The organism is Methylocystis sp. L43, assembly GCF_015709525.1.
In the GTDB taxonomy this organism is placed as follows: Bacteria; Pseudomonadota; Alphaproteobacteria; order Rhizobiales; family Beijerinckiaceae; genus Methylocystis.
The window spans coordinates 347,812-367,402 of sequence record NZ_JADNRA010000036.1; the positions used below are offsets into that span (position 1 = coordinate 347,812).

General features: G+C 59.6%; 14 protein-coding genes. 4 read left to right on the forward strand and 10 right to left on the reverse strand.

The genetic code is table 11. The features are described from left to right. Position 1 precedes the first annotated feature (1 nt). The 7 genes from IYX23_RS19620 to IYX23_RS19650 form a co-directional block, all read right to left on the reverse strand. Entirely contained in the window at positions 2-1,204 is a 1,203-nt protein-coding gene (locus IYX23_RS19620; RefSeq protein ID WP_196394620.1) for an acetate/propionate family kinase, read from the reverse strand. Continuing rightward, positions 1,201-2,613, reverse strand: coding sequence for a bifunctional enoyl-CoA hydratase/phosphate acetyltransferase (locus IYX23_RS19625; RefSeq protein WP_196394621.1), 1,413 nt, complete (start codon positions 2,611-2,613; stop codon positions 1,201-1,203). The genes IYX23_RS19620 and IYX23_RS19625 overlap by 4 nt, the downstream gene beginning before the upstream one ends. Positions 2,614-2,629: 16 nt before the next feature. Further along, positions 2,630-4,948, reverse strand: coding sequence for a DUF3141 domain-containing protein (locus IYX23_RS19630; protein ID WP_246716974.1), 2,319 nt, complete (start codon positions 4,946-4,948; stop codon positions 2,630-2,632). 112 nt (positions 4,949-5,060) lie between these two features. Next, positions 5,061-5,735 carry a 3-oxoacid CoA-transferase subunit B gene (locus IYX23_RS19635; protein WP_196394772.1) on the reverse strand — a complete coding sequence of 225 codons (675 nt, stop codon included), beginning with the start codon at positions 5,733-5,735 and terminating at the stop codon, positions 5,061-5,063. Further along, entirely contained in the window at positions 5,735-6,388 is a 654-nt protein-coding gene (locus tag IYX23_RS19640) for a 3-oxoacid CoA-transferase subunit A (protein WP_196394623.1), read from the reverse strand. The genes IYX23_RS19635 and IYX23_RS19640 overlap by 1 nt, the downstream gene beginning before the upstream one ends. Positions 6,389-6,398: 10 nt before the next feature. Next, complete coding sequence (gene fabI, locus IYX23_RS19645) at positions 6,399-7,226, reverse strand: enoyl-ACP reductase FabI (RefSeq protein WP_196394624.1); 828 nt, start codon at positions 7,224-7,226, stop codon at positions 6,399-6,401. 217 nt (positions 7,227-7,443) lie between these two features. Further along, the gene (locus tag IYX23_RS19650; protein ID WP_196394625.1) at positions 7,444-9,660 is read right to left on the reverse strand and encodes an RNA degradosome polyphosphate kinase; all 2,217 of its coding nucleotides are present in this window, start codon (positions 9,658-9,660) and stop codon (positions 7,444-7,446) included. A gap of 218 nt (positions 9,661-9,878) precedes the next feature. Here IYX23_RS19650 and IYX23_RS19655 point away from each other — a divergent pair, with 218 nt between their 5' ends. Continuing rightward, entirely contained in the window at positions 9,879-10,976 is a 1,098-nt protein-coding gene (locus tag IYX23_RS19655) for an alpha-amylase (RefSeq protein WP_196394626.1), read from the forward strand. An 85-nt stretch (positions 10,977-11,061) separates the two neighbouring features. Here IYX23_RS19655 and IYX23_RS19660 read toward each other — a convergent pair whose 3' ends face one another. Together IYX23_RS19660 and IYX23_RS19665 are read right to left on the reverse strand one after the other, a co-directional pair. Next, a complete protein-coding gene (locus tag IYX23_RS19660; protein ID WP_210330786.1) occupies positions 11,062-11,844 on the reverse strand; it encodes a 3-hydroxybutyrate dehydrogenase in 783 nt (260 codons plus the stop codon). A 167-nt stretch (positions 11,845-12,011) separates the two neighbouring features. Continuing rightward, positions 12,012-13,979: an NAD-binding protein gene (locus IYX23_RS19665; protein WP_210330788.1), complete on the reverse strand. Its 1,968-nt coding sequence runs from the start codon at positions 13,977-13,979 to the stop codon at positions 12,012-12,014. A gap of 417 nt (positions 13,980-14,396) precedes the next feature. Between IYX23_RS19665 and IYX23_RS19670 the strand changes: the two genes are divergently transcribed. Together IYX23_RS19670 and IYX23_RS19675 are read left to right on the forward strand one after the other, a co-directional pair. Further along, positions 14,397-16,751: a DUF3141 domain-containing protein gene (locus IYX23_RS19670; RefSeq protein ID WP_196394628.1), complete on the forward strand. Its 2,355-nt coding sequence runs from the start codon at positions 14,397-14,399 to the stop codon at positions 16,749-16,751. 219 nt (positions 16,752-16,970) lie between these two features. Next, positions 16,971-18,014 carry an AI-2E family transporter gene (locus IYX23_RS19675; protein WP_196394629.1) on the forward strand — a complete coding sequence of 348 codons (1,044 nt, stop codon included), beginning with the start codon at positions 16,971-16,973 and terminating at the stop codon, positions 18,012-18,014. A gap of 16 nt (positions 18,015-18,030) precedes the next feature. Here the strand turns inward: IYX23_RS19675 and IYX23_RS19680 are convergent, their stop codons facing one another. Continuing rightward, a complete protein-coding gene (locus tag IYX23_RS19680; protein ID WP_196394630.1) occupies positions 18,031-18,237 on the reverse strand; it encodes a hypothetical protein in 207 nt (68 codons plus the stop codon). 485 nt (positions 18,238-18,722) lie between these two features. Between IYX23_RS19680 and IYX23_RS19685 the strand changes: the two genes are divergently transcribed. After that, positions 18,723-19,019 (forward strand): hypothetical protein, encoded by a 297-nt coding sequence (locus IYX23_RS19685; protein WP_210330789.1) that lies wholly within the window; start codon positions 18,723-18,725, stop codon positions 19,017-19,019. The last annotated feature ends 572 nt before the right edge of the window (positions 19,020-19,591 follow it).

Sequence of the window (19,591 nt, forward strand, 5' to 3'; positions counted from 1 at the left end):
ATCAGGCCAGCGCGTCCGCTCTTGCATCCGCCAGCTGTAGCGCATGACGCGCGATGATTTGTTCCTCGTTGGTCGGAATGACAAACACCCGTACCGGAGACTTCGCGGATGAAATGACTTCTCTCTGCCGCTCGTTTGCAGGGCGATCGAGTTCGACGCCGAGCCATTCCATGCCCTCAAGCACCCGCTCGCGCACCCGCCACGCGTTTTCACCGATGCCGCCGCAAAAGACGATGGCGTCAATTCCCTGCAGAACAGCCGCCAGCCCGCCGAGTTCGCGCCGAATGCGAAACACAAAATAATCTATCGCTTCGCGCGCTTCGGAGGCGCCCGAAGCTTCGAGTTCACGCATGTCGTGAGAGATGCCGGATAAGCCTTTCAGACCCGACTCCTTATAGAGGAGGTTCGATATCTCCTCGGCTCCGAGCTTTTTCTCCTGCATCAAATAGAGAACGACGCCTGGATCGAGTTGGCCACAACGCGTGCCCATGGGGAGCCCGTCAAGCGCCGTGAACCCCATCGAACTCGCCACCGATCGGCCGTTCTGGATCGCGCACATCGACGCGCCGTTCCCCAGATGTGCGACCACAACCCGTCCTTTGGCGTGAGACGGCGAGACCTCCCTGAGCCTTGTCGACACATACTCGTAAGACAATCCATGAAAGCCGTAGCGTCGAACCCCTTCAGCATAATATTGCCGCGGTAGCGCGAAAACGTCATTGACGAAGGGGTAACTGCGGTGAAACGCCGTATCGAAACACGCCACTTGAATAGATTCGGGCCAAGCCTCACGCGCTGCTTTGATCCCGGCGATGTTGTGGGGCTCATGCAGGGGAGCAAGCGGGACGAGCTTCTCGAGCCGATCGATCACCTCGCCGGTGATGATCACCGGCGCGTCGTAATGGACGCCCCCATGAACGACACGGTGGCCGACCGCGTCTATGCGCGCGCTGGGAAATGCTTCGCCCTGCCAGGAGAGGATTCGCCTCAAAGCTTCCTCATGGAAAACCTCGCCATCCGTCTGCGACCAGACGTCGTCATAAAGCGTCGCGCCAGAGTTATCTCGCACTTTTATTCGCCGCTCTTCTCCCGTCATCTCCGCGAGGCCCAGGGCGAGCGGCGACGCCTCGTCATCCTCAGCCGCAAACAAAGCGAATTTGATCGACGAGGAGCCGGCGTTCAAAGTGACGACATGGCGTCTCACTGTGCGGCTTCCCGCAGGGCTTCTTCCGTCTCGACTGCGCTTTGCCCGGTCGACAGCCAATGGGCGTACAGGACCGCAACGGCGCAGGAGAACAAACGCGATTGTTCGTCATCTGCGCGACTCGTCAATAGGATCGGAACCTTCGCGCCGATGATCAGGCCGGCGCCTTCGGCCTGAGCCGCGTAGGTCAGCTCTTTCGCCAATATGTTGCCCGACTCGAGGTTGGGAACGACGAGAATATCCGCCCTACCGGCAACCAGCGAATGGATGCCTTTGCTGCGAGCGGCGGTGAGGCTGAGGGCGTTGTCCATCGCCAACGGCCCGTCAACGTCGCCGCCCCGGATTTGATTACGCTCAGCCATTTTCGACAAAGCCGCCGCATCAAGAGTCGACTGAATTTTCGGATTTACCGTCTCGACCGCGGAGAGAACGCCGACCTTGGGGCGATCGATCCCTAAGGCGATGCCAAGATCGATCGCATTCTGAATGATGTCGACCTTTTCTTCGAGCGTCGGTGCGATATTCACCGCTGCGTCGGTCACCAGCACAAGCTGTTTCAGCGTCGGCGCATCCATGATGAAGACGTGGCTGATGCGGCGGCCAACGCGCAAGCCGCCCTGCGATTTCACCACATGTTTCAGCAGCTCGTCGGTGTGAAGATGCCCTTTCATCACTGCAGCTGCCGCGCCTTGATGCACGAGTTCGACGGCTCGCGCCGCAGCAGCGTCATGACTGCAGGCGTTCTCGATGGCGATGCCCGTAAGATCCGCGCCGCAAGACGCGGCGACGCTGCGAATTTTCTTCTCGTCGCCGATGAGGATTGGCACGATCAGCTTTTCGCGGGCGCCGGCCAGCGCGCCGAGCAAGGCATTTTCCTCCTCCGGAGCGACGACGGCGGTTGGCAGAGCCGCCATCGAAGCGCAAGCGGCAAGTAGCCGATCCATATGGACATGGCGCTGCAGCGTCAGTCCAGGGAGCGCTTCTTCATCGATTGTCTGCCGGATGGTCGGGGCGAGCACCTCGGCCATACCGTCGACAATGAGTTCGGAACCACGATGGACCTGGGTGCGCAGCATGACGGTCGAGGGCGGTCGCAATTCCTCCACGCGTACCGAGACGAGGAGCGAGTCGCCGATATGGGCTCTGAGGTTGAACCGAAGGGTCTGCGACAGATAACTCGTTCCGGCGCCCGGCAGTAAATTGCCGAGAACTGCGGAAAAAAGCGAACCGACCCACATTGCAGGAGCCACCGCTTCCGAACCTCGATCATTTTTCTCGTCCGGAAGGTGGGCGGGATTGAGGTTGCCGCTGGCGTGGGCAAACACGATGAAGTCCTCTGGCGCGACGACTCGGGCGATCGACGCTTCCTGCCCCACCGCCAATTCATTGAAGAGCGTGTTCGAGCGCATATCTCTAACTCTTGTTTCAAGCTTGCAGGGACTTCTCTCGCGGTTCGACAAGCGCTTGAGTTTGCAGCGTCTCGCGCAGAACAGCGAGTAGCCTTGCCGTTGCTTCGGCCATCTCCAATGGATCGCCGGCGATTTCCTCAACGAGCGCGATCGCGCGCAGGCGTTCGTCCAATGTCGGCAACATCTTGGGCAACACCGCAATCGCGGCCTCGGGCTGGAAGTCGATGATGAGCGTCTGCTCATGAATTATGACTGAGCGGAGTTCGTCCCCGAGGCTCTTGAACGGCTCCGTCGATCGGAGGATGAGGTTGGATCGCTCAAGCCTGCTTTGGCGCACCGCGCCGCGCGAGCGGGCCATCAGGATCAGCATGCGGACGACCGCCTCGGCGAAGCCGCCCTGATCGATTTTCGCGAGCGCAGCCTCCACCTCTGGCAATTCGCGCAGCGTTTCGCCGAGCTTGGCGTCCGTCTCGGGCGTGTATCCTTCATTCATCCGCATCAGGAACGGGTTTGCATAGAGGCTGATAAACATCAGTTCCTTGGCGGCGGCGCCGACGTCGCTCCAGAACTTCAATGTTTGCTCGATCAAGCCGGCGGCCAACGCCTCGCTCTTCAGGAAGGGGTTGGACGGATCCGCGGGCTTGCGCTCTTTGCGCACCGTCTCGGCGAAAGTCCCGATCGGCGCCACCGCCGGATTCTTGTCCGATAGCAGATAGCGGCGAGCGCGGAGCGGATGCGACCATACCAATGCGTCCGCGAGGGCCGGCGAAGCCAGCGCCTTGACGTAGGGACGCGCGCCGAACTCGTATGCATTGACCCAGAATTCCGACAAACGCGCGACCAACGCAAAAGACTTCTCGTCGCCCGCGCCATCATCCAGCGCGCGGATATCGGCGACGCCCCTTTCCTCGCAGGACATGACGTAGTAGGCGCTCGTGCCTTCACCGATTTTTTTCTCGATGCGCATCTCATAAAGGCCGGGCGCCAGGGATTCGATCATCTCCAACGTCGTGACGATTCTGTCGTGCTGCTTTTGAGCGACTTTGGCCGATACAAAAATCCCCAGATGGCCGACGTCCTCGTGGACCATGTAGACAATCCGCTGGCCGCGCGCCCGTATCTCGCGCTCGTCGCCATAGACCACCGGAATCCAGTTCAAGGCCTGCTGCGGCGGCGTGATGTCGTCGCCTTGGCTGGCGAACACAATGATGGGAGCTTTGATTTTCCTTAAGTCTACTGGGGCGCGCCCGCCGAGGAATGCCTGACTGCCTTGAAGCTTGTTGCCGATAAACAGATTTTCGACAATCCAGCGGATCTCGGCCTCGTTCATGAAATAGAAGGTCGACCACCACCGCTCGAACCCCTTGAAACGCGGCCCTTCGGTGTCCGCTTTTGCGAACACGTCGTAATATTTTGACCACCAGGTGTTGTGCGGGTTCATCAACTCGAAGTTGAGGACCAGATGCGCGCCATCGAAAACGCCATTGCCAATGTCCGACGTGATCACTGCCGGCAGCGCGCCGAACGCAAGGCCTCCTGAATAGCGGAGCGGATTCTTTCCCCGCACCCCCGCCCAGTAACTGAGAGGCGCGCCGGACACCACCACTGGGCCAGTCAGATCGGGATTGGACGCGGCCAGCAGCATTGCCGCCCAGCCGCCCTGGCAATTGCCGATGATCACCGGCCGAGGCGCGACGGGATGACGTTTGGCGATCTCGCGCACGAAAGCGCCTTCGGCCATGCAAACATCGGCCAAGGTCTGACCGGGCTGAGGCTTGGGAAGGAAGATCACGAAATAGACAGGATGGCCATGCGCAAGAGCGACGCCGACTTGACTGTCGGACTTGAAGCCTCCGATCCCTGCTCCATGGCCCGCACGCGGATCGATGATCATATAGGGCCGCAACGTCGGGTCGGTCTGGACGCCTTCGGGCGGCTGGATTTGCACAAGCAAGTAATTCGTCGGGCGCTCGAGCGTGCGGCCGTCGATCACGACGTTAAAATCGTAAACCAGGACGAGCCGCTCGCCGCCCTCCATCTGCTCAACGGCGAAATTCCCGACTTCGCGCATGATGTCGAGAAACAAGATCCAGCGTTGGCCGGCGTCGGTCACATATTCCGCGAACTTTCCAGACAGATCTCCTGACTGCGATAGTTCGCGGCTTATGATCTGCCAGTCGCTGAGATGCGCACGCAAGTCGGCGCCAAAGCTGGACGCGATCTTCTCGAAATGATTGCCGCTCAGTTCGACGAGAGATTGAGCCAGCTCCGCCAACTTCGATAGGTCGCCGTTGAGGAGAGCTCCTTTTTGCGCAACGCCCGATTTGCCATCCATTTCGAAGGAAGCCAAGTTTCTAGGCGAGACGTTCAACATGGCAGGCTCTCTCCAAAAGGATCGCTCGGCAGCGATGCGGCAGCGGTGTCGACACGGGGCGGACGCGTGCGCCTCAGGCGGCCACGCGCTCAGGCGAAACGATCGGCATCGTCGGCGTATCGCCGTCGAGCAACAGCTTGGCTCCGGTGCTTGCGACGACGGTTTCCACGCTTACGCCGGGCGCCCGCTCCCGCAATACCAGCCCCTCGTCCGTAGGCTCGATCACCGCCAGTTCGGTGACGATGAGGCTGATGCGCCGCGCCGCCGTGGGCGGAAGCGTTAGAGCCTCGACGATTTTCGGTTGCCCCTTGGCCGTGTGTTGCATCGCAACGATGACGCGCTTCGCGCCGGCGACGAGGTCCATTGCGCCTCCCATGCCTGGGACGAGTTTGCCGGGCACCATCCAGTTCGCGAGACGGCCGCTTGAATCGACTTGCAGGCCGCCGAGAACGGTCATGTCGAGATGTCCGCCCCGGATCAGCGCAAAACTGGTCGCGCTGTCAAATGCGGCGGCTCCGGGCAGAGCCGAAATGTATCCGCCGCCGGCGTCGGTGAGGTAAGGATCTTCCAGACCATCCGGCGGCGGCTCGCCAAAGCCGATGATGCCGTTTTCGCTCTGAAACGCCACCGAGATTTCCGCGGGCACGTAGCACGCAACGAGCGTGGGCAGACCGATGCCCAAATTTACCAGGGTGCGGTCACGCAATTCGAGAGCGACCCGACGCGCAATGACCTCTTTAGCCTCCATCACTGCGGCCTCCTCACGAGATGATGCACGAGCACGCCAGGCGTGCGCACGGCGTCCGGCGGGATCACGCCGACCGGAACGATCTCTTCGGGCTCGGCAATGACGCAGTCGGCGGCGAAGGCCATCACCGGATTGAAGTTCGCCGCCGTCAGCCGGTAGGTAAGATTGCCGAAATGATCGGCCTCGTGCGCACGCAGCAGCGCGAAATCGGCGCGCAACGGCATCTCGAGCAGAAAGCTCTCGCCGTCGATTTCCAATACCTGCTTGCCTTCTGAAACGACCGTTCCGACGCCTGTTCGCGTCAACACGCCGCCAAGCCCGCTGCCGCCGGCGCGAATTCGCTCGGCCAGGGTTCCCTGCGGAACGAGCTCGACTTCAATTTCGCCCGAAATCATCTTTTTCTGCGTAGTCGGGTTGGTCCCGATGTGCGACGCCTTGACGTGGGCGACGCATCCGGCCTCGATGAGCTTGCCGACGCCTCTTCCTGGCGAGGCGGTGTCGTTGCAGATCAGAGTCAGCCCGCGCGCGCCGCGCGCCACTAAAGCGTCGATCACACGATCCGGAGAGCCGACGCCCAAGAAGCCGCCGAACATGACGCTGGCGCCATCAGGGATCATCGCCGCCGCCCTTTCAGCCGAAATCCCGTCTTGCATTATGTGTTCCTCAGGCAACGTTGTGCAGGCCGGCGTCCACATAGATCGTGTCGCCAGTCATTCCGGACGCGCCGCCTCCAACGAGGAAGGCGACGACGCGTCCAACTTCGGCGATGTCGACGAGTCGATGCGCCGGGCTGCGCGCGACCGCCGCGTCGACGAGTTCGTCGAACTGCGCGATGCCGCTGGCGGCGCGCGTCTTCAGCGGACCGGGCGAAACCGCGTAGACGCGGATGTCCTTGTCGCCGAGCTCGGCGGCCAAATACCGCACCGTCGCCTGCAACGCGGCTTTGACGGGACCCATGATGTTGTAGTGATTGACGACCTTGTCGGCGCCATAATAGCTCATCGTCAGTATCGCCCCGCCTTCCGTCATCAGCGGCTCGGCGAGACGCGCCATTTCGATGAATGAATAGCAGGAGATTTGCATCGCTTGCTGAAAGCCTTGGAGCGAGCAGTCGATCACCCGTCCATGAAGATCGTCGCGCGGCGCAAAGGCGATGGAGTGAATAACAAAGTCCAGCCGTCCCCATTCAGTGCGAATCTGGTCGAAAGCGGCCTTAAGCTCCCCGGGATGCTCGACATTGAGAGGCATGATCAAGCTCGCCTGAATTTGTTCGGCGAGCGGACGAACATAGCGTTCGGACTTCTCGTTTGCGTAAGTCACCGCCAGCTCGGCGCCAAAGGCGCGCAGCTTCGACGCGCATCCAAAGGCGATGCTATTCTCGTTCGCGACGCCGACGACAAGACCCCGTTTGCCGCGCAACATGTCGCCGATGCGGCTTTCGGGATTCCAAACCTTGGGCAGCGGGTCAGTGAGTAGAGCGACATCGTTCATAATGGCGCCTCGCATGAGAGTGAATGTGTCGCGACGGCGCTGCACCGCGTTCTTGATCTCGCGGGCTCTGCTGGATCGCGGCTGTTGATCTTTTCAACGATCCTCGTCGATACGGTTCGAGGTTAGGCCGCGTAAATGACGCGGCCATGAACTTTGCCCGAGAGACGAAATTTAACTGCTCAGATCACTGGCGCGAATTTCGAACGCGATAGGCTTGCTATTCCGCGGCGTCGTCGACCGACTCCTCGTTCTTCGTCAAGCGCCGCGGGGCCGAAGCGCGCAACGCCCCGCCGCGGCCGGAAAGACTTGGATTGTCCAGGAAATAATCTTGCGCGCTGAAGCGCTTTTCGCCTTCCAGCGGCGTTATGCGCCGGCTCGAACCGTCGTCGAGAATTTGCCAACTCTGAACATTGTCGAGCAGATTGGCGAGCAGCACCTGTTCCAGAATTTGTTCGTGCAGCGTCTCGTTCATGATCGGGAACAGCGTTTCAACACGCCGATCGAGATTGCGCGGCATCAGGTCAGCCGAGGAGATATAGACCGCCGCCTTGTTGTGCGGCAGACCGTGACCGTCGGCGAAAGCGTAAATGCGTGAATGCTCGAGAAAGCGTCCAACGATCGATTTCACGCGAATGTTTTCAGATAGCCCCTTCACGCCGGGCCGCAGACAGCAGATGCCCCGCACAACGAGGTCGATTTCGACCCCGGCGGCGCTGGCTCGATAAAGCGCGTCGATGATCTCCGGATCGGCGAGCGAGTTGCACTTCACCCAGATTCCGGCAGGTCGACCCGCGGCCGCATGCTCCGCCTCGATTCCTATGTGCTCAATCAGCCGCTGCTTCGCCGTGACCGGCGTCACGAACATCCGCTCCAGAGGGGCCAGAACGCCCGAACCGGTGATGTAGTGGAAGATGCGCGCGACATCGCGCCCGACTGCCGCGTCGGCGGTAAAGGTAGACAGATCTGTATAAATGCGCGCGGTGATCGGATGATAATTGCCCGTGCCGACGTGGCAATAAGTCGCGACGGCGCCGTGCTCTTCTTCGCGAACGACCATGCAGAGCTTGGCGTGAGTCTTTAGTTCGGGGAAACCGAAGACCACCTGAACGCCGGCTCGCTCCAAGGTGCGCGCCCAGCGAATATTGGCTTCTTCGTCAAAACGCGCTTTGAGCTCGACGAGCGCGGTCACCGATTTGCCGTTCTCGGCCGCCTCGATGAGCGCATGAACGATCGGGCTGTCCGACGAGGTCCGATAGAGCGTCTGCTTGATCGACACGACCCTGGGGTCGCGCGCCGCCTGCTGCAGGAAAGTCACGACGACGTCGAAGGACTCGTAAGGATGATGAACGACGATATCCTTCGCGCGGATCGCTGCGAAACAGTCTCCGTCGAATTCGCTGACGCGTTCGGGATGGCGCGGCGAAAAAGCTGGAAACTTCAGCTCCGGTCGGTCGACGCCGACGATCTGCGAAAGACTGCTCAAACCTAGTTTTTCGCTTTGAACGATCATCCCCCTTGGCGAAACATCAACCTGCGACGCGACAAAATCGCGCAGCGCCAAGGGCATGGAGGAATTGACTTCAAGACGGATGACGCAGCCTCGCCGGCGTTCTTTGATGGCCGCCTCGAATTCGCGGATGAGATCCTCCGCTTCCTCCGCGAATTCGATGTCGAGATCGCGAACGACTCGGAACAGGCCGAGCGCGGCGGTCACGCAACCGGGAAACAGCCGGTTGAGAAATTGTGCGATGACGTCCTCAATGCGCGCGAAACGCAGCGCGTCATTCGGACCGTCGTCGAGGCGCACGAAGCGCGTCAGCTTTCCCGGAATGCGAACGAGACCCGTGAGGTCGCGCCCATCGTTCTCCCGAACCAGTTGCGCAGCTAGGGACAATTCCAGATTGGGGATGAAGGGAAAGGGGTGCGACGGGTCGATCGCGATGGGCGTCACCGCGGGAAAAATGTGGCGATTGAAGTGAGCGTCGAGTCGGTCAAGATCGGCGCTCGTCCAATCGGCGCGCTCCAGCAGACTGACGCCGACGCCTTCGAGTTGCTCGCGCAACAATCGCCAGGTCGCTTCCTGGTCGCGGCTCATTTTATCGGTCGACTCGAAAATGCGGGCGAGCAGCTCGGACGGCGTCAAACCATCCATTCCCGGCGTCTGGCCGCGCTCAATTTGCTCGATGACGCCCGACACTCGGACCATGAAAAATTCGTCGAGATTGCTCGCCGAGATCGCCAAAAACCTCAGCCGCTCGAGCAGCGGGTGAGATTCGTTGGACGCCTCTTCGAGAACGCGTCGATTGAAGGCAAGCCAGGACAATTCGCGATTGACAAAACGCCCTGGATCATTCGACGCCGTCGCATCTGGGACGGCGGGCCCCGGCCGGCGGCGCGTTTCCCCTGGCCGTCTGAGGGCGGTTCTCGAAGACACTCTGGAAACTCTCAACAATTGAGCCTCGACTGAGGCGGCTGCGCATAAAGCACCATTTCTGCGTGACAGTGCTGCAACAGGTTCGGGAAATGCCGACTCTTGCCGAGGCTTTTCATGTCACGTCACTCTGACGTTCAAGAAGCGCTTTATGGATGAGCGCTGAAAGTCGGCACGTGCTGCGCTGATCCGCAATTGTCGAGTTCCGGACGGGAGACGAGATGTGCTTTCCCGGAAAATTGTTGACCGTAATGGGGTTGCTGTTCAGCGCGACCGCATACGCTCAAGAGGCGGGCGGCAGCGGCGGCGCGCCGGACGTCTCGCACAGCCCAACCAAGCTGAAGGCGCCGCCGGCTCCGCTGGGCGTGTTTGGCTCGGATATCGGCGCTGTCGGAAAATTTTCGGTGGCGTTTTCCGGCGTCTTCACGGGACTCGCGAATTCGAGGATCGGGACAAAAATCGTATCGCCGGAATATATTGTTTCGACCACGCCATGGTTTTTCGACCTCAGGAAGCCCGTCCGGCTTGTCCCCTCGAGCGTCTTCGCGACCATCCAGTCAATCTCCTTCAATTACGGCGTGGCGGAAAATTTCGGGATCGTCCTGGCGGCGGGGGCAGTGGAAAAAACAGTCGCCGCGCTGACCTACGCCGCGCCGAGCGGAACGCGTTTTCTCGGTCAAAGCTACGCCACGGTCGCGGGCGTAACGGATCTGGAAGCCGCAGCGGTCTTACGCATCTATCGCGACGAGGTTCATCGCGTTCTCATCTCGCTTGGATTGACGTTTCCGACAGGGAGCAATGAATCCCAGTTCAGGCTGCTCCTCAGCGACGGCGCCTATGGGACAGTGCGCGCCTTCTATTCGATGCAGCCCGGCACGGGGACGTATGATTTTCTTCCCGGCTTCACCTATGGCGGCGTGATCGGACCCTACTCATGGGGAATCGCTTATCGCGGACGCTGGCCCTTGGCGCCAAATCCCGAGGGCTACCGTTACGGCGATCTTCACGACTTCCACGGCTGGATCGGATATTCCTGGATCCCGGAATTGACGACGACGCTGCGCGTGACCGGCACGACCCGAGGCCCTATTCGTGGGTTCGATCCGAAAATCGACGGCAAATCCCAGTCAGCCAACCCTTTCTTCTACGGCGGGCAGCGCGTCGAACTTTATGGCGGCACGACGATCGCCGGAAGCCTGTTAGGGTTGAACAGGGCCACCTTCGCCATCGAGGCGGGCGTGCCGATCTATCAAAATCTCAATGGCCCTCAACTGTTTCGTAACTGGCAAGCGATTGTGGCCATGCGCATCAGCCTGTAACAACAGACTGCTGCGAAGAAGAATATCGGCTGCAAATTCGACAGTCGCCTTCGCTTGCTTTCTTTTTATCGACCGCGCCGGCCTTCTAATGCGCCGTCCAGCCGCCGTCCATGGCCAGAATTGCTCCCGTGATTGACTGAGCGTCCTCGGAAGCAAGAAATACGGCGAGTGCGGCGACCTGTTCCGACGTGACAAACTCCTTAGTTGGTTGAGCTTCAAGAAGAACGTCGTGGATAACTTGTTCGCGAGTCATGTTCCGCGCCGCCATTGTCTCTGGAATTTGATGCTCGACGAGCGGCGTCCAGACATAGCCCGGCGCGATGGCGTTGACGGTGATGTGGTCGCGAGCAAATTCGAGAGCGGCGGTTTTGGTCAAGCCGGCGACGCCATGCTTCGCGGCGACATAAGCGGATTTGAAAGGGGACGCTATGGTCGCATGAGCGGAAGCGGTGTTGATGATCCGCCCCCACTGGCGGGTTTTCATTCCAGGCGCAGCAGCGCGGATCGCATGAAACGCCGACGACAGGTTGATGGCGATGATCGCGTCCCACTTCTGAATCGGAAAATGCTCAATCGGCTCCACATGCTGGACGCCAGCGTTATTGACCAGAATGTCGACCGAACCAAAGGCGCGTTCAGCCTCGGCGATCATCTGCGCAATCTGCGCCGGCGCAGACATGTCCGCCGGCGAGAAGAGCGCCTTGACGGCGAACTCCTCCTCGATGCCCTTGCGCTTGTATTCGATTTCGTCGGCATTGCCGAAGCCGTTGATCACGACGTTCGCGCCTTTTTCGGCATAGGCGCGCACAATCGCCAGTCCGATGCCGCTCGTGGAGCCGGTCACAACCGCTGTCTTGCCTTGGAGCATAATCTTCCTCCGCCGCCCGCCTCCGTCAATGCAGCGGCTGACCGATCATCGATATTCGCGCCTCCCGACAAATTCGCAAAGGCAATGTGACAGTTAAGCAAAATGTGGATTCTAAGATGCGTCGCTGAACCAAGACTTTCGGTGAAGTGATTGAGACAATTACGAATCTAATTCGCCTGTAATCGACTCAGGACGCCGAGGGTCTTCAATTCTCGCACCAGTCGCAGACCCTGTTGTCGGTAGAGTGGGACAGCTAATTTTGAAGGAAGGCGGTTCATGATGTCTCGCGCCAAGCGGAAATCGCAGCCTGATATTCGTGCGATCGTATTGGCGGCGTCGAAGACAACGTCAACGACGTGCGAACGGTCGACTTGCAGATAACACATGGCGGCGATTGGATCGCCATTTTCGACGCGCTTTAAGCCGCCCATCGTCGCGAGGGCCACCAGGCGATCATTTGCCTCCAAACGGATATCGTCGCTTGGAATAAGACGAACTTGCTCTCCTCGCCGATGGAGGATCGGCACGATCTCATAACCGTAGGCGACTTCCGCTAAAAGACGATCTATCAGCGTGTCGCCGGCTGCGATGGCATATTCCGTGACGAAGACTGAGCGCCCCTCGAGATGAAAGGCGCAGTGAATGTTTTCTCCGAAAGCGGCGGCGGTGATTGCTTCTGCGGCGATCGCATAATCCCCGATCCCCACGGAAGCGGGAATCAGAGAAGCGACGTCTTGTGCAAGTCGGTGGTCGAAGGCCCGAAAGATCAGGACGCAGTTCGCATTGAGGGACCTGACGATAAGACTGGCCTCCAGATTGGCGATTTCGTCGTCAGTAACGACAATGACGCTCTCGGCTGTTGCGACATTCGCCTGCTGCATGGTGTCGCGGAACGAGCCGACAAGTATCGGGACGTCCGGCAGCACCTCCTCGCCGATTGGTTGCTCAGAAAGTCCCACCACTGGATGCATCCAGTCCTTAAGGATGGCCGCAACACGTCGTCCCGTGGCGCTCATGCCGACAATCACCGTATGCCCCGCGTCAGGCACGCGAGGCCGCCGTCGCGCTATCTGAAGTCGCGCGCTTAGAGTCCGCTCCGTCAAAGTAGCGATCAGAATGCCCAGGAACACGGCGCTCGAGATTGTCGCGAGCACGGAGAAGAGGTAAAGCCGTGAAGAAATCGGAAAGGGCACACGTAGAGCGCCAAACACGTTGTCAAAGCCGCCGAACGCCAAGACGACCGAAACGTTGAACGCATCGAACCAGCCAATTCCCGGGTTTTCGATACGATAAAAGACTGTGCCGGCGAAGATGAGCAAGGCGACGATGGCAGCCGACGCCAGCGCCGCCCGGGGAACGCCTGCGCTAAACGGAAGCCGCCTCAAGTTGGCAAAGAAGTCCGCAAACCGCGTGGACACAGGATGCTGGGCGGTCTTGCTGCGACCACGCCATGGGGCTTGGGAGACTGCAGATATGTCCTCTAAATAGACCAATGTGTCGCCTTCGCGGAGCACATCATCCGGGATCCAGGAAGCAAATATCGGCGCCGCTTCTTCCGCTTGCCTGGCATGACTGAGAATCCGCCGGGATGAAGTGCTCAGCTCGTAAAGAAATCGGCCCTTCCATCTATCGTCTCTTCTAATTTGTATCCGCGTCAGCCGCATCTTTTCCCCCGCCACCTCAAAAAGCCCCTGAGGAGAAGCGAGGGCGAAAGCGTTTGCCAGAAACTGCGTCGGTTCGAACGCGAATAGATTCCCAATATTTTGTTGAAGAAGGGAGCCAAGCGCGCCCTGCGCCGACCGGATGATCAGGCGCACGTTGGGATTGAGCGATCGGGCCGCAAATGCAGCCATGATGTTGGCTCGCTCATTCTCCGTAACCATGAGCGCCGCGCGGCAATGAACGATGCCCGCCTGCTCCAGTATTTCGGCTCGACAGCAGTCGCCGACGATCAGTCTTTCCAGGAGATCAACCGAGCCGGGGTCCTCCTGGGAGAGCGAAGCGGCGCTGTCCACGCCGATGACCTTCACATCGAATTGACGTAGAAGACGGATGCATTGCCGGCCGACATCGCCAAGCCCGCAAATTAGGAAGGGAGCGGAGCCGCCGTTTTGACGCGCATCTGAGGACATCATCGTTTCTTCGAAAACAAATTCGCGCCGGGCGCCGTTCGTAGATCCGCGGCAATGACGTGACGACGCGTAAAGGAGTCGCTTCGCGCGTCTATTGTCCGGTCGCTTGAGGCCGTCAGATGACAACTTGATGAAACCGCGCTCTGAATGACGCCGCGCTCTGCGCGGAGAGCGAGGGAGTCACCGCTTTGTCACTTGACCCCGCAACAATAACTTCTGACACGGGATCTGAGGCCTTCCCGTCGGAAGATTGTCCTCCCGAGAAGGGGCGCAGTCGCTTGTCATCAGGGCTAGGATCAAGCACGCGACTTGCACCTGTCGTCGAGCGCCCGAATCTCGGAACGGCTCTCTAAGGAGCCACGCCGAACCGCCTCCCGACAGTTGCGCTCGCCTTCGTCCGCTTACAGGAGAACTCGGGCGATGACGCCGCTTTTCAGTCTTCAGAACGCTCCAAAACGCTCAATCGAGGATCAGAAAGTCGCCGCAACAGCGCTGCAGCGCGTCATGACCGGCTACGCTCGGCGAATGGAGAAGATGGCGAGCGACCACGGCGGGCGCCTAGAGCAGCTTTGGGAAGAGGCCAAGGCGATACAGACCGAATTGAGTAAGCGCCAAGAGGCGGGCGATCTTTATAGAGCCGCATATGATTACGCTGTCGACGCCGGGCGACGGACCGTGCTGACGCTAGACACGCTTCGCGAGAGAGGGAACAACGACATTGCTCACGAAGCCGCCGGCATGCCCCCTGCTCTCATCTATGACAACGAGGTGGTCGTAGACGGCCGCGACCTGCCGCGGCCGGTGAATTATCTTCTCTTGAGAATCGTTCCACCCCAGGGCGTCGAAAGCTTGAACTGGAAGCGCCCCTATTTGATCATCGACCCGCGCGCCGGCCACGGCGCTGGAATCGGCGGCTTCAAGTCTGATAGCCAGGTCGGCGTCGCCCTGCGCGACGGCCATCCGGTCTATTTCCTGGTTTTTCGTCCGCATCCCGAACCGAACCAAACGCTCGCTGACGTGATGCGGGCCGAGGCGGCGTTTGTGAGCGAAATACGTCGGCGTCACCCTGAAGCTCCCAAGCCGATTATCGTTGGCAACTGTCAGGGCGGTTGGGCGACGATGATCCTTGCGGCCGCGAATCCGGACATCACCGGACCTTTGGTCATCAATGGCGCGCCGCTGGCCTTCTGGTCGGGCAGGATCGGCGAGAACCCGATGCGCTACCTTGGCGGGCTTTCTGGAGGAACCTTGCCTACCTTAGTTCTCGCAGACCTAGGATATGGAGAATTCGACGGCGCGCATCTTGTCACCAATTTCGAAATGCTCAATCCTGGCCGTAACTATTTCAGCAAATATTACGACCTCTTCGCAAATGTCGACCGTGATCGCGCTACATTTCTGGAATTCGAGCGCTGGTGGGGCGGATTGCATTTTATGAACGAGCCCGAAATCCGGTGGATCGTCGAACAGCTCTTCATCGGGAACCGTCTCTCGCGCGGAGAGGCGCGAATCGAGCGAGGGCGCCAGCTCGACGTCAAGGCGATCCGATCGCCGATCATTGTTTTCACCAGCCGGGGCGACAATATCACCCCTCCCCAGCAGGCGCTCAACTGGATCGTCGACACCTATGCGGACGAGCATGAGATCAAGATCCGCGGTCAGCGCATCATCTACATGGTGCATGAGACCACGGGGCATCTCGGCATTTTCGTCTCCTCCACGATCGCCAAAAAGGAGCACTCGGAAGTCGCCTCGACGATGAAAACCATCGAGGCGCTGTCGCCCGGGCTCTATGAAATGAAGATCGACGAGCAGATTGGCGAAGGATTGGATGCGCGCTTCCTCGTGAGCTTCGAGGAGCGCACGATTAGCGACGTGCTCGCGTTCGACGATGAAGACCGATCTGACGAAATCGGCTTTGCTGCGGTTGCGCGCCTATCCGAATTGAGCGTCGAGCTTTATGATCTCGTCTTGCGTCCGTTCGTGCAAACAATGGTGACGCCGCTTACCGCTAAAATGATCAAGTCGACGCATCCCGCCCGGGCTCAGCGCCTCATTTTCACCGATCAAAATCCCCTAATGCAGCCGGTTTGTGAAATCGCAGCGCGCATTTCGAAGGATTGCGAACCTTTGGATCCGAGCCATCCGTTCCTCGCACTTGAGAGGTGGTGGGCCTCGAGCGTCTTGCAGACCATAGATTTTATGCGCGACTTCCGCGACGCGGCCTACGAAGCGATCTTTCTTTCAACCTACGGCTCGCCCTTGATGACTTGGATCGGCGCTCCCCATGCTTTCGAGCGGACGCGCAAGGATCCGAAGGATCTTCGGTGGCTGCCCGAGGTGCAAGCCATTCTAGTGGGCATTGATCGCGGGGGCTTCGAGGAGGCTGTAATCCGCATGCTGATCCTTCTTGCCGAGGCGCGTGGCTCCGTCCGCCGCGATCGGCTCCAACGATCGGCGCACGTTCTAACCAACGATGAGCCTTTCGCCTCGCTTGGGACGGAGCGCCGTGCCGCGCTCATCCGAGAGCAATCAATCATCGCCGAGTTCGAACCCGATCGCGCCATAGAGACACTGCCGGATCTCATACCCGAAAGCCGGCGCCAGGACGCGATAGACGTCGTGGAATACATAGCGGGCTCTGTAGATGATATGGAGCCGTACACGGTTCGCATGCTTCAGCGCTTCCGCGTGGCCCTGGGGCTTCCGCGGATCGCACTTTCTGTCGCAACACGAGATCCGCTCATTGCATCCATCACCACGCCCACGTCCTAACTTGTCTCGTAGCGAGAGATAGCGAAGACGCGCTCGTCAAGCTGATGCGCTTTTTCACCGCGAAGCCTTTCATCTCACGAAGTTAAAAAAAGTCTGGCGCCGCCGCGCGCGACTCTGCGCGTTCCGAGCTCCGCTGATGCTTCCTTGTCATATTTAAATGCTTTTTGCCCCGAAGGCCCTCAGCAGACCGCAGGCGCCCGAGGGAATAAGGCTTCCTAGATGCGTGTTGGCGTCATGGTCTGGCTTGGCTTTGTCGTCGTGAAGCCTTTCCTCACGCCCCTGGTGTGGGCCGCCATTCTCGCGTACGTCACCGGTCCATATCACGCGAGAATCCGACGCGTCTGCGGAAGTCGGCCTTCCCTCGCTGCAACGATTGCGACGCTCGTCCTTATGGTGGTTCTGGTCGTGCCAGTTTCGTTTCTCTTGATCCGATTGCAAAGCGAACTCGCCGACGCCTACAGGGACATGTCGACGAAATTCGCCAGCCAACCGCTTGTCTTGCCTAAAGCAGTCACCAACATCCTCATCCTTGGCCCTGCTCTCGATGAGGCGGTGACCCAAGTGTGGAACGATCCAGAGCTTCGGAAACAGCAGGTGAAAGAGTGGTTGGAGCCCTGGGTGCGGGAACTTGCCGGGATAATCGGACAAGTGGGGCGCACATTCGCGCAACTTGCCATCATGACGGTTACCCTGTTCTTCTTCTATCGAGACGGAGATCGGGTGTTGGACCAGGTTCGCGGAGGATTGCGCAAAGTCGCAGGCGAGACGGCGGATCAATATTTCAAAGCCGTAGGAGATACGACGCAAGCCGTGGTTTTCGGACTGATTGTCAGCGCCTTGGCGCAGGGCCTCATTGCCGGTATGGGCTACGCGTTTATCGGCGTTGGACCGCCAATTCTGTTAGGCGCGCTCACGGCTGTAACGGCCTTGGTGCCATTCTTGGGCACTGTGGCGGTCTGGGGACCGATCGGTTTATGGCTCCCTATCTCCGATAGGATTGCCACTGGCTTCGCGTTGCTGGCGTGGGGGACTTTCATCGTGAACCCGACAGACAATATTTTGAAGCCGCTATTGATCAGCAACGCGACGGACGTTCCACTCGTGATTGTCCTCTTCGGCGTAATGGGCGGGTTGCTCGTGTTCGGACTGGTCGGACTATTTCTCGGCCCGCTCATTCTTGCCGTCCTTTTTGCAATTTGGCGCCGATGGTTGGCGGAGGACGGCGATAGAAGTCGAAGCTCCGGATTAGGCTCGAAGCAGTAGAAATTGCCCTCGATGATCACGACCAAGTAAGAACATCGGCTGCGTTGTCTCGCCGCTTTCGCGCGACGCTGGAATTATAATCCTCCTCGTCGTCAACGGCTTCAACAAATTCGATCGCATCCCGATCGCGCATTCGCAACATGCCGTCGAGCTCGATTTCATTGGCGGAACGCTGCAACAGTCCCGCATCTTCGAGCTTTTCGATATCGGGCAGATTGCGCAAGCTTTAAGCCCGAACGCCTCAAGGAATCGCTTCGTCGTGACATAGGCATAGGGCGCGCGTCCGGTATGGGCGCGCGCGGCCCCGCGGCAATGAGGTCCAGGCTTTTTGACTGGCCGATGACGTCGCGGCTGATTTCTTTGCCGGCGAGTCGCGAGAGTTCGGTGCGGGTGGCGGGGTGCAGATAAGCGATCGCCGTCACCGTGAGGAGTTCAGTCGGCGTCAGCGCCGGCGGTCCGGCGGCGTTGGCGCCGTTGTTCAAGACGCGAATGGCGTCGGCGTAGCGCGGTTTGGTGCTGAGATCGCCGTGGAACGGCTGAACCAACGCCTCGCGTCCTCAGTCGTCGGTCGGACGTGTGAAGTTTCCGGCGAGGATAGCGGCGCTCTCAGCGAGCAAACGCTCGCCGGCGACTCCGGCAAGTCGGAGACGTTCGCATAAGCAATAGGAAGCGTTCTTCTCCGCGCCATGGCGAATATTCCTGGTCGCCATGATGGGCGAAGCCTTTTCGATCCGGAAGCAGCTGTTCTGCGGCGCGGACGACAGTATCGAGGCGATGACGCAACGCCTTGGCGCCGGCAAAGGCCATCTCACAGCGCTGGTCCGATTGTCCTATCTCGCCCCCGATATCGTGCGCGCGCTGCTCGAAGGCCGCCAGCCCATCCAACTGACGCCGACACGCCTCCTGAAGCTGAGCAAGGACCTGCCGCATGACTGGCGCGAACAGCGGCGATTTCTCGGATTCGTCGACCGTCCGTCGCCTACAGGCGACCGAACCGCTCTATAACCCCCGACCGGAAAACGGCCTCTAGAGACCCGGCGGCCCATCACGCCCCTAACGAGGGCATATCGCGTCTCTGGCTCGCTGCGGCGTGTTCGTAAAAGTGCTTAGGCACGGAACTGTCGGCGTTTTTTAACGGACGTGGAGAGCTAAGGGAAATCTCTGAAATGAACGGGTTACATGGCTGTGCACGCAGTCAGCTGCGAACGCGTCTCCGCGGCGATTCCCTGCTAACAGGGAAAATAACAGGGAAATTTGAAAAAATTGGCCTTTCCGGTGAAGAAGCGTCCGTGAGACAGACGCAAAATCAGTAAGTTGGACGAAAATTCCCTAAGATTCTGACCAGGGAATTATTTCGAGCGAACAGGGAATGGCGAACGCGAAAATGCTCGGAACAGGGAATGTGGGTCGATCAGTTTTGTGTGCCAGATGTCAACGGCGGCGACAAATTGTGCCAGATGGCGGCGTAAAAGTGTACCGGTCTGGTTGAGAGAAAAGGGCCGTGAAGCCCTTGTGAGTTGGGTTGTCGCGCGCATTGAGGCGCGCGGAGCGTAGCGAAGCGCGCTTCAATGCGCGCG

Bases quoted from the DNA above. Each gene is read 5' to 3' on its own strand.
- IYX23_RS19625 (WP_196394621.1), bottom strand. From the start codon at position 2,613: ATGCGCTCGAACACGCTCTTCAATGAATTGGCGGTGGGGCAGGAAGCG.
- IYX23_RS19630 (WP_246716974.1), bottom strand. From the start codon at position 4,948: ATGGATGGCAAATCGGGCGTTGCGCAAAAAGGAGCTCTCCTCAACGGC.
- IYX23_RS19635 (WP_196394772.1), bottom strand. From the start codon at position 5,735: ATGGAGGCTAAAGAGGTCATTGCGCGTCGGGTCGCTCTCGAATTGCGT.
- IYX23_RS19640 (WP_196394623.1), bottom strand. From the start codon at position 6,388: ATGCAAGACGGGATTTCGGCTGAAAGGGCGGCGGCGATGATCCCTGAT.
- fabI (WP_196394624.1), bottom strand. From the start codon at position 7,226: ATGAACGATGTCGCTCTACTCACTGACCCGCTGCCCAAGGTTTGGAAT.
- IYX23_RS19655 (WP_196394626.1), top strand. From the start codon at position 9,879: ATGTGCTTTCCCGGAAAATTGTTGACCGTAATGGGGTTGCTGTTCAGC.
- IYX23_RS19660 (WP_210330786.1), bottom strand. From the start codon at position 11,844: ATGCTCCAAGGCAAGACAGCGGTTGTGACCGGCTCCACGAGCGGCATC.
- IYX23_RS19665 (WP_210330788.1), bottom strand. From the start codon at position 13,979: ATGATGTCCTCAGATGCGCGTCAAAACGGCGGCTCCGCTCCCTTCCTA.
- IYX23_RS19670 (WP_196394628.1), top strand. From the start codon at position 14,397: ATGACGCCGCTTTTCAGTCTTCAGAACGCTCCAAAACGCTCAATCGAG.
- IYX23_RS19675 (WP_196394629.1), top strand. From the start codon at position 16,971: ATGCGTGTTGGCGTCATGGTCTGGCTTGGCTTTGTCGTCGTGAAGCCT.
- IYX23_RS19685 (WP_210330789.1), top strand. From the start codon at position 18,723: ATGATGGGCGAAGCCTTTTCGATCCGGAAGCAGCTGTTCTGCGGCGCG.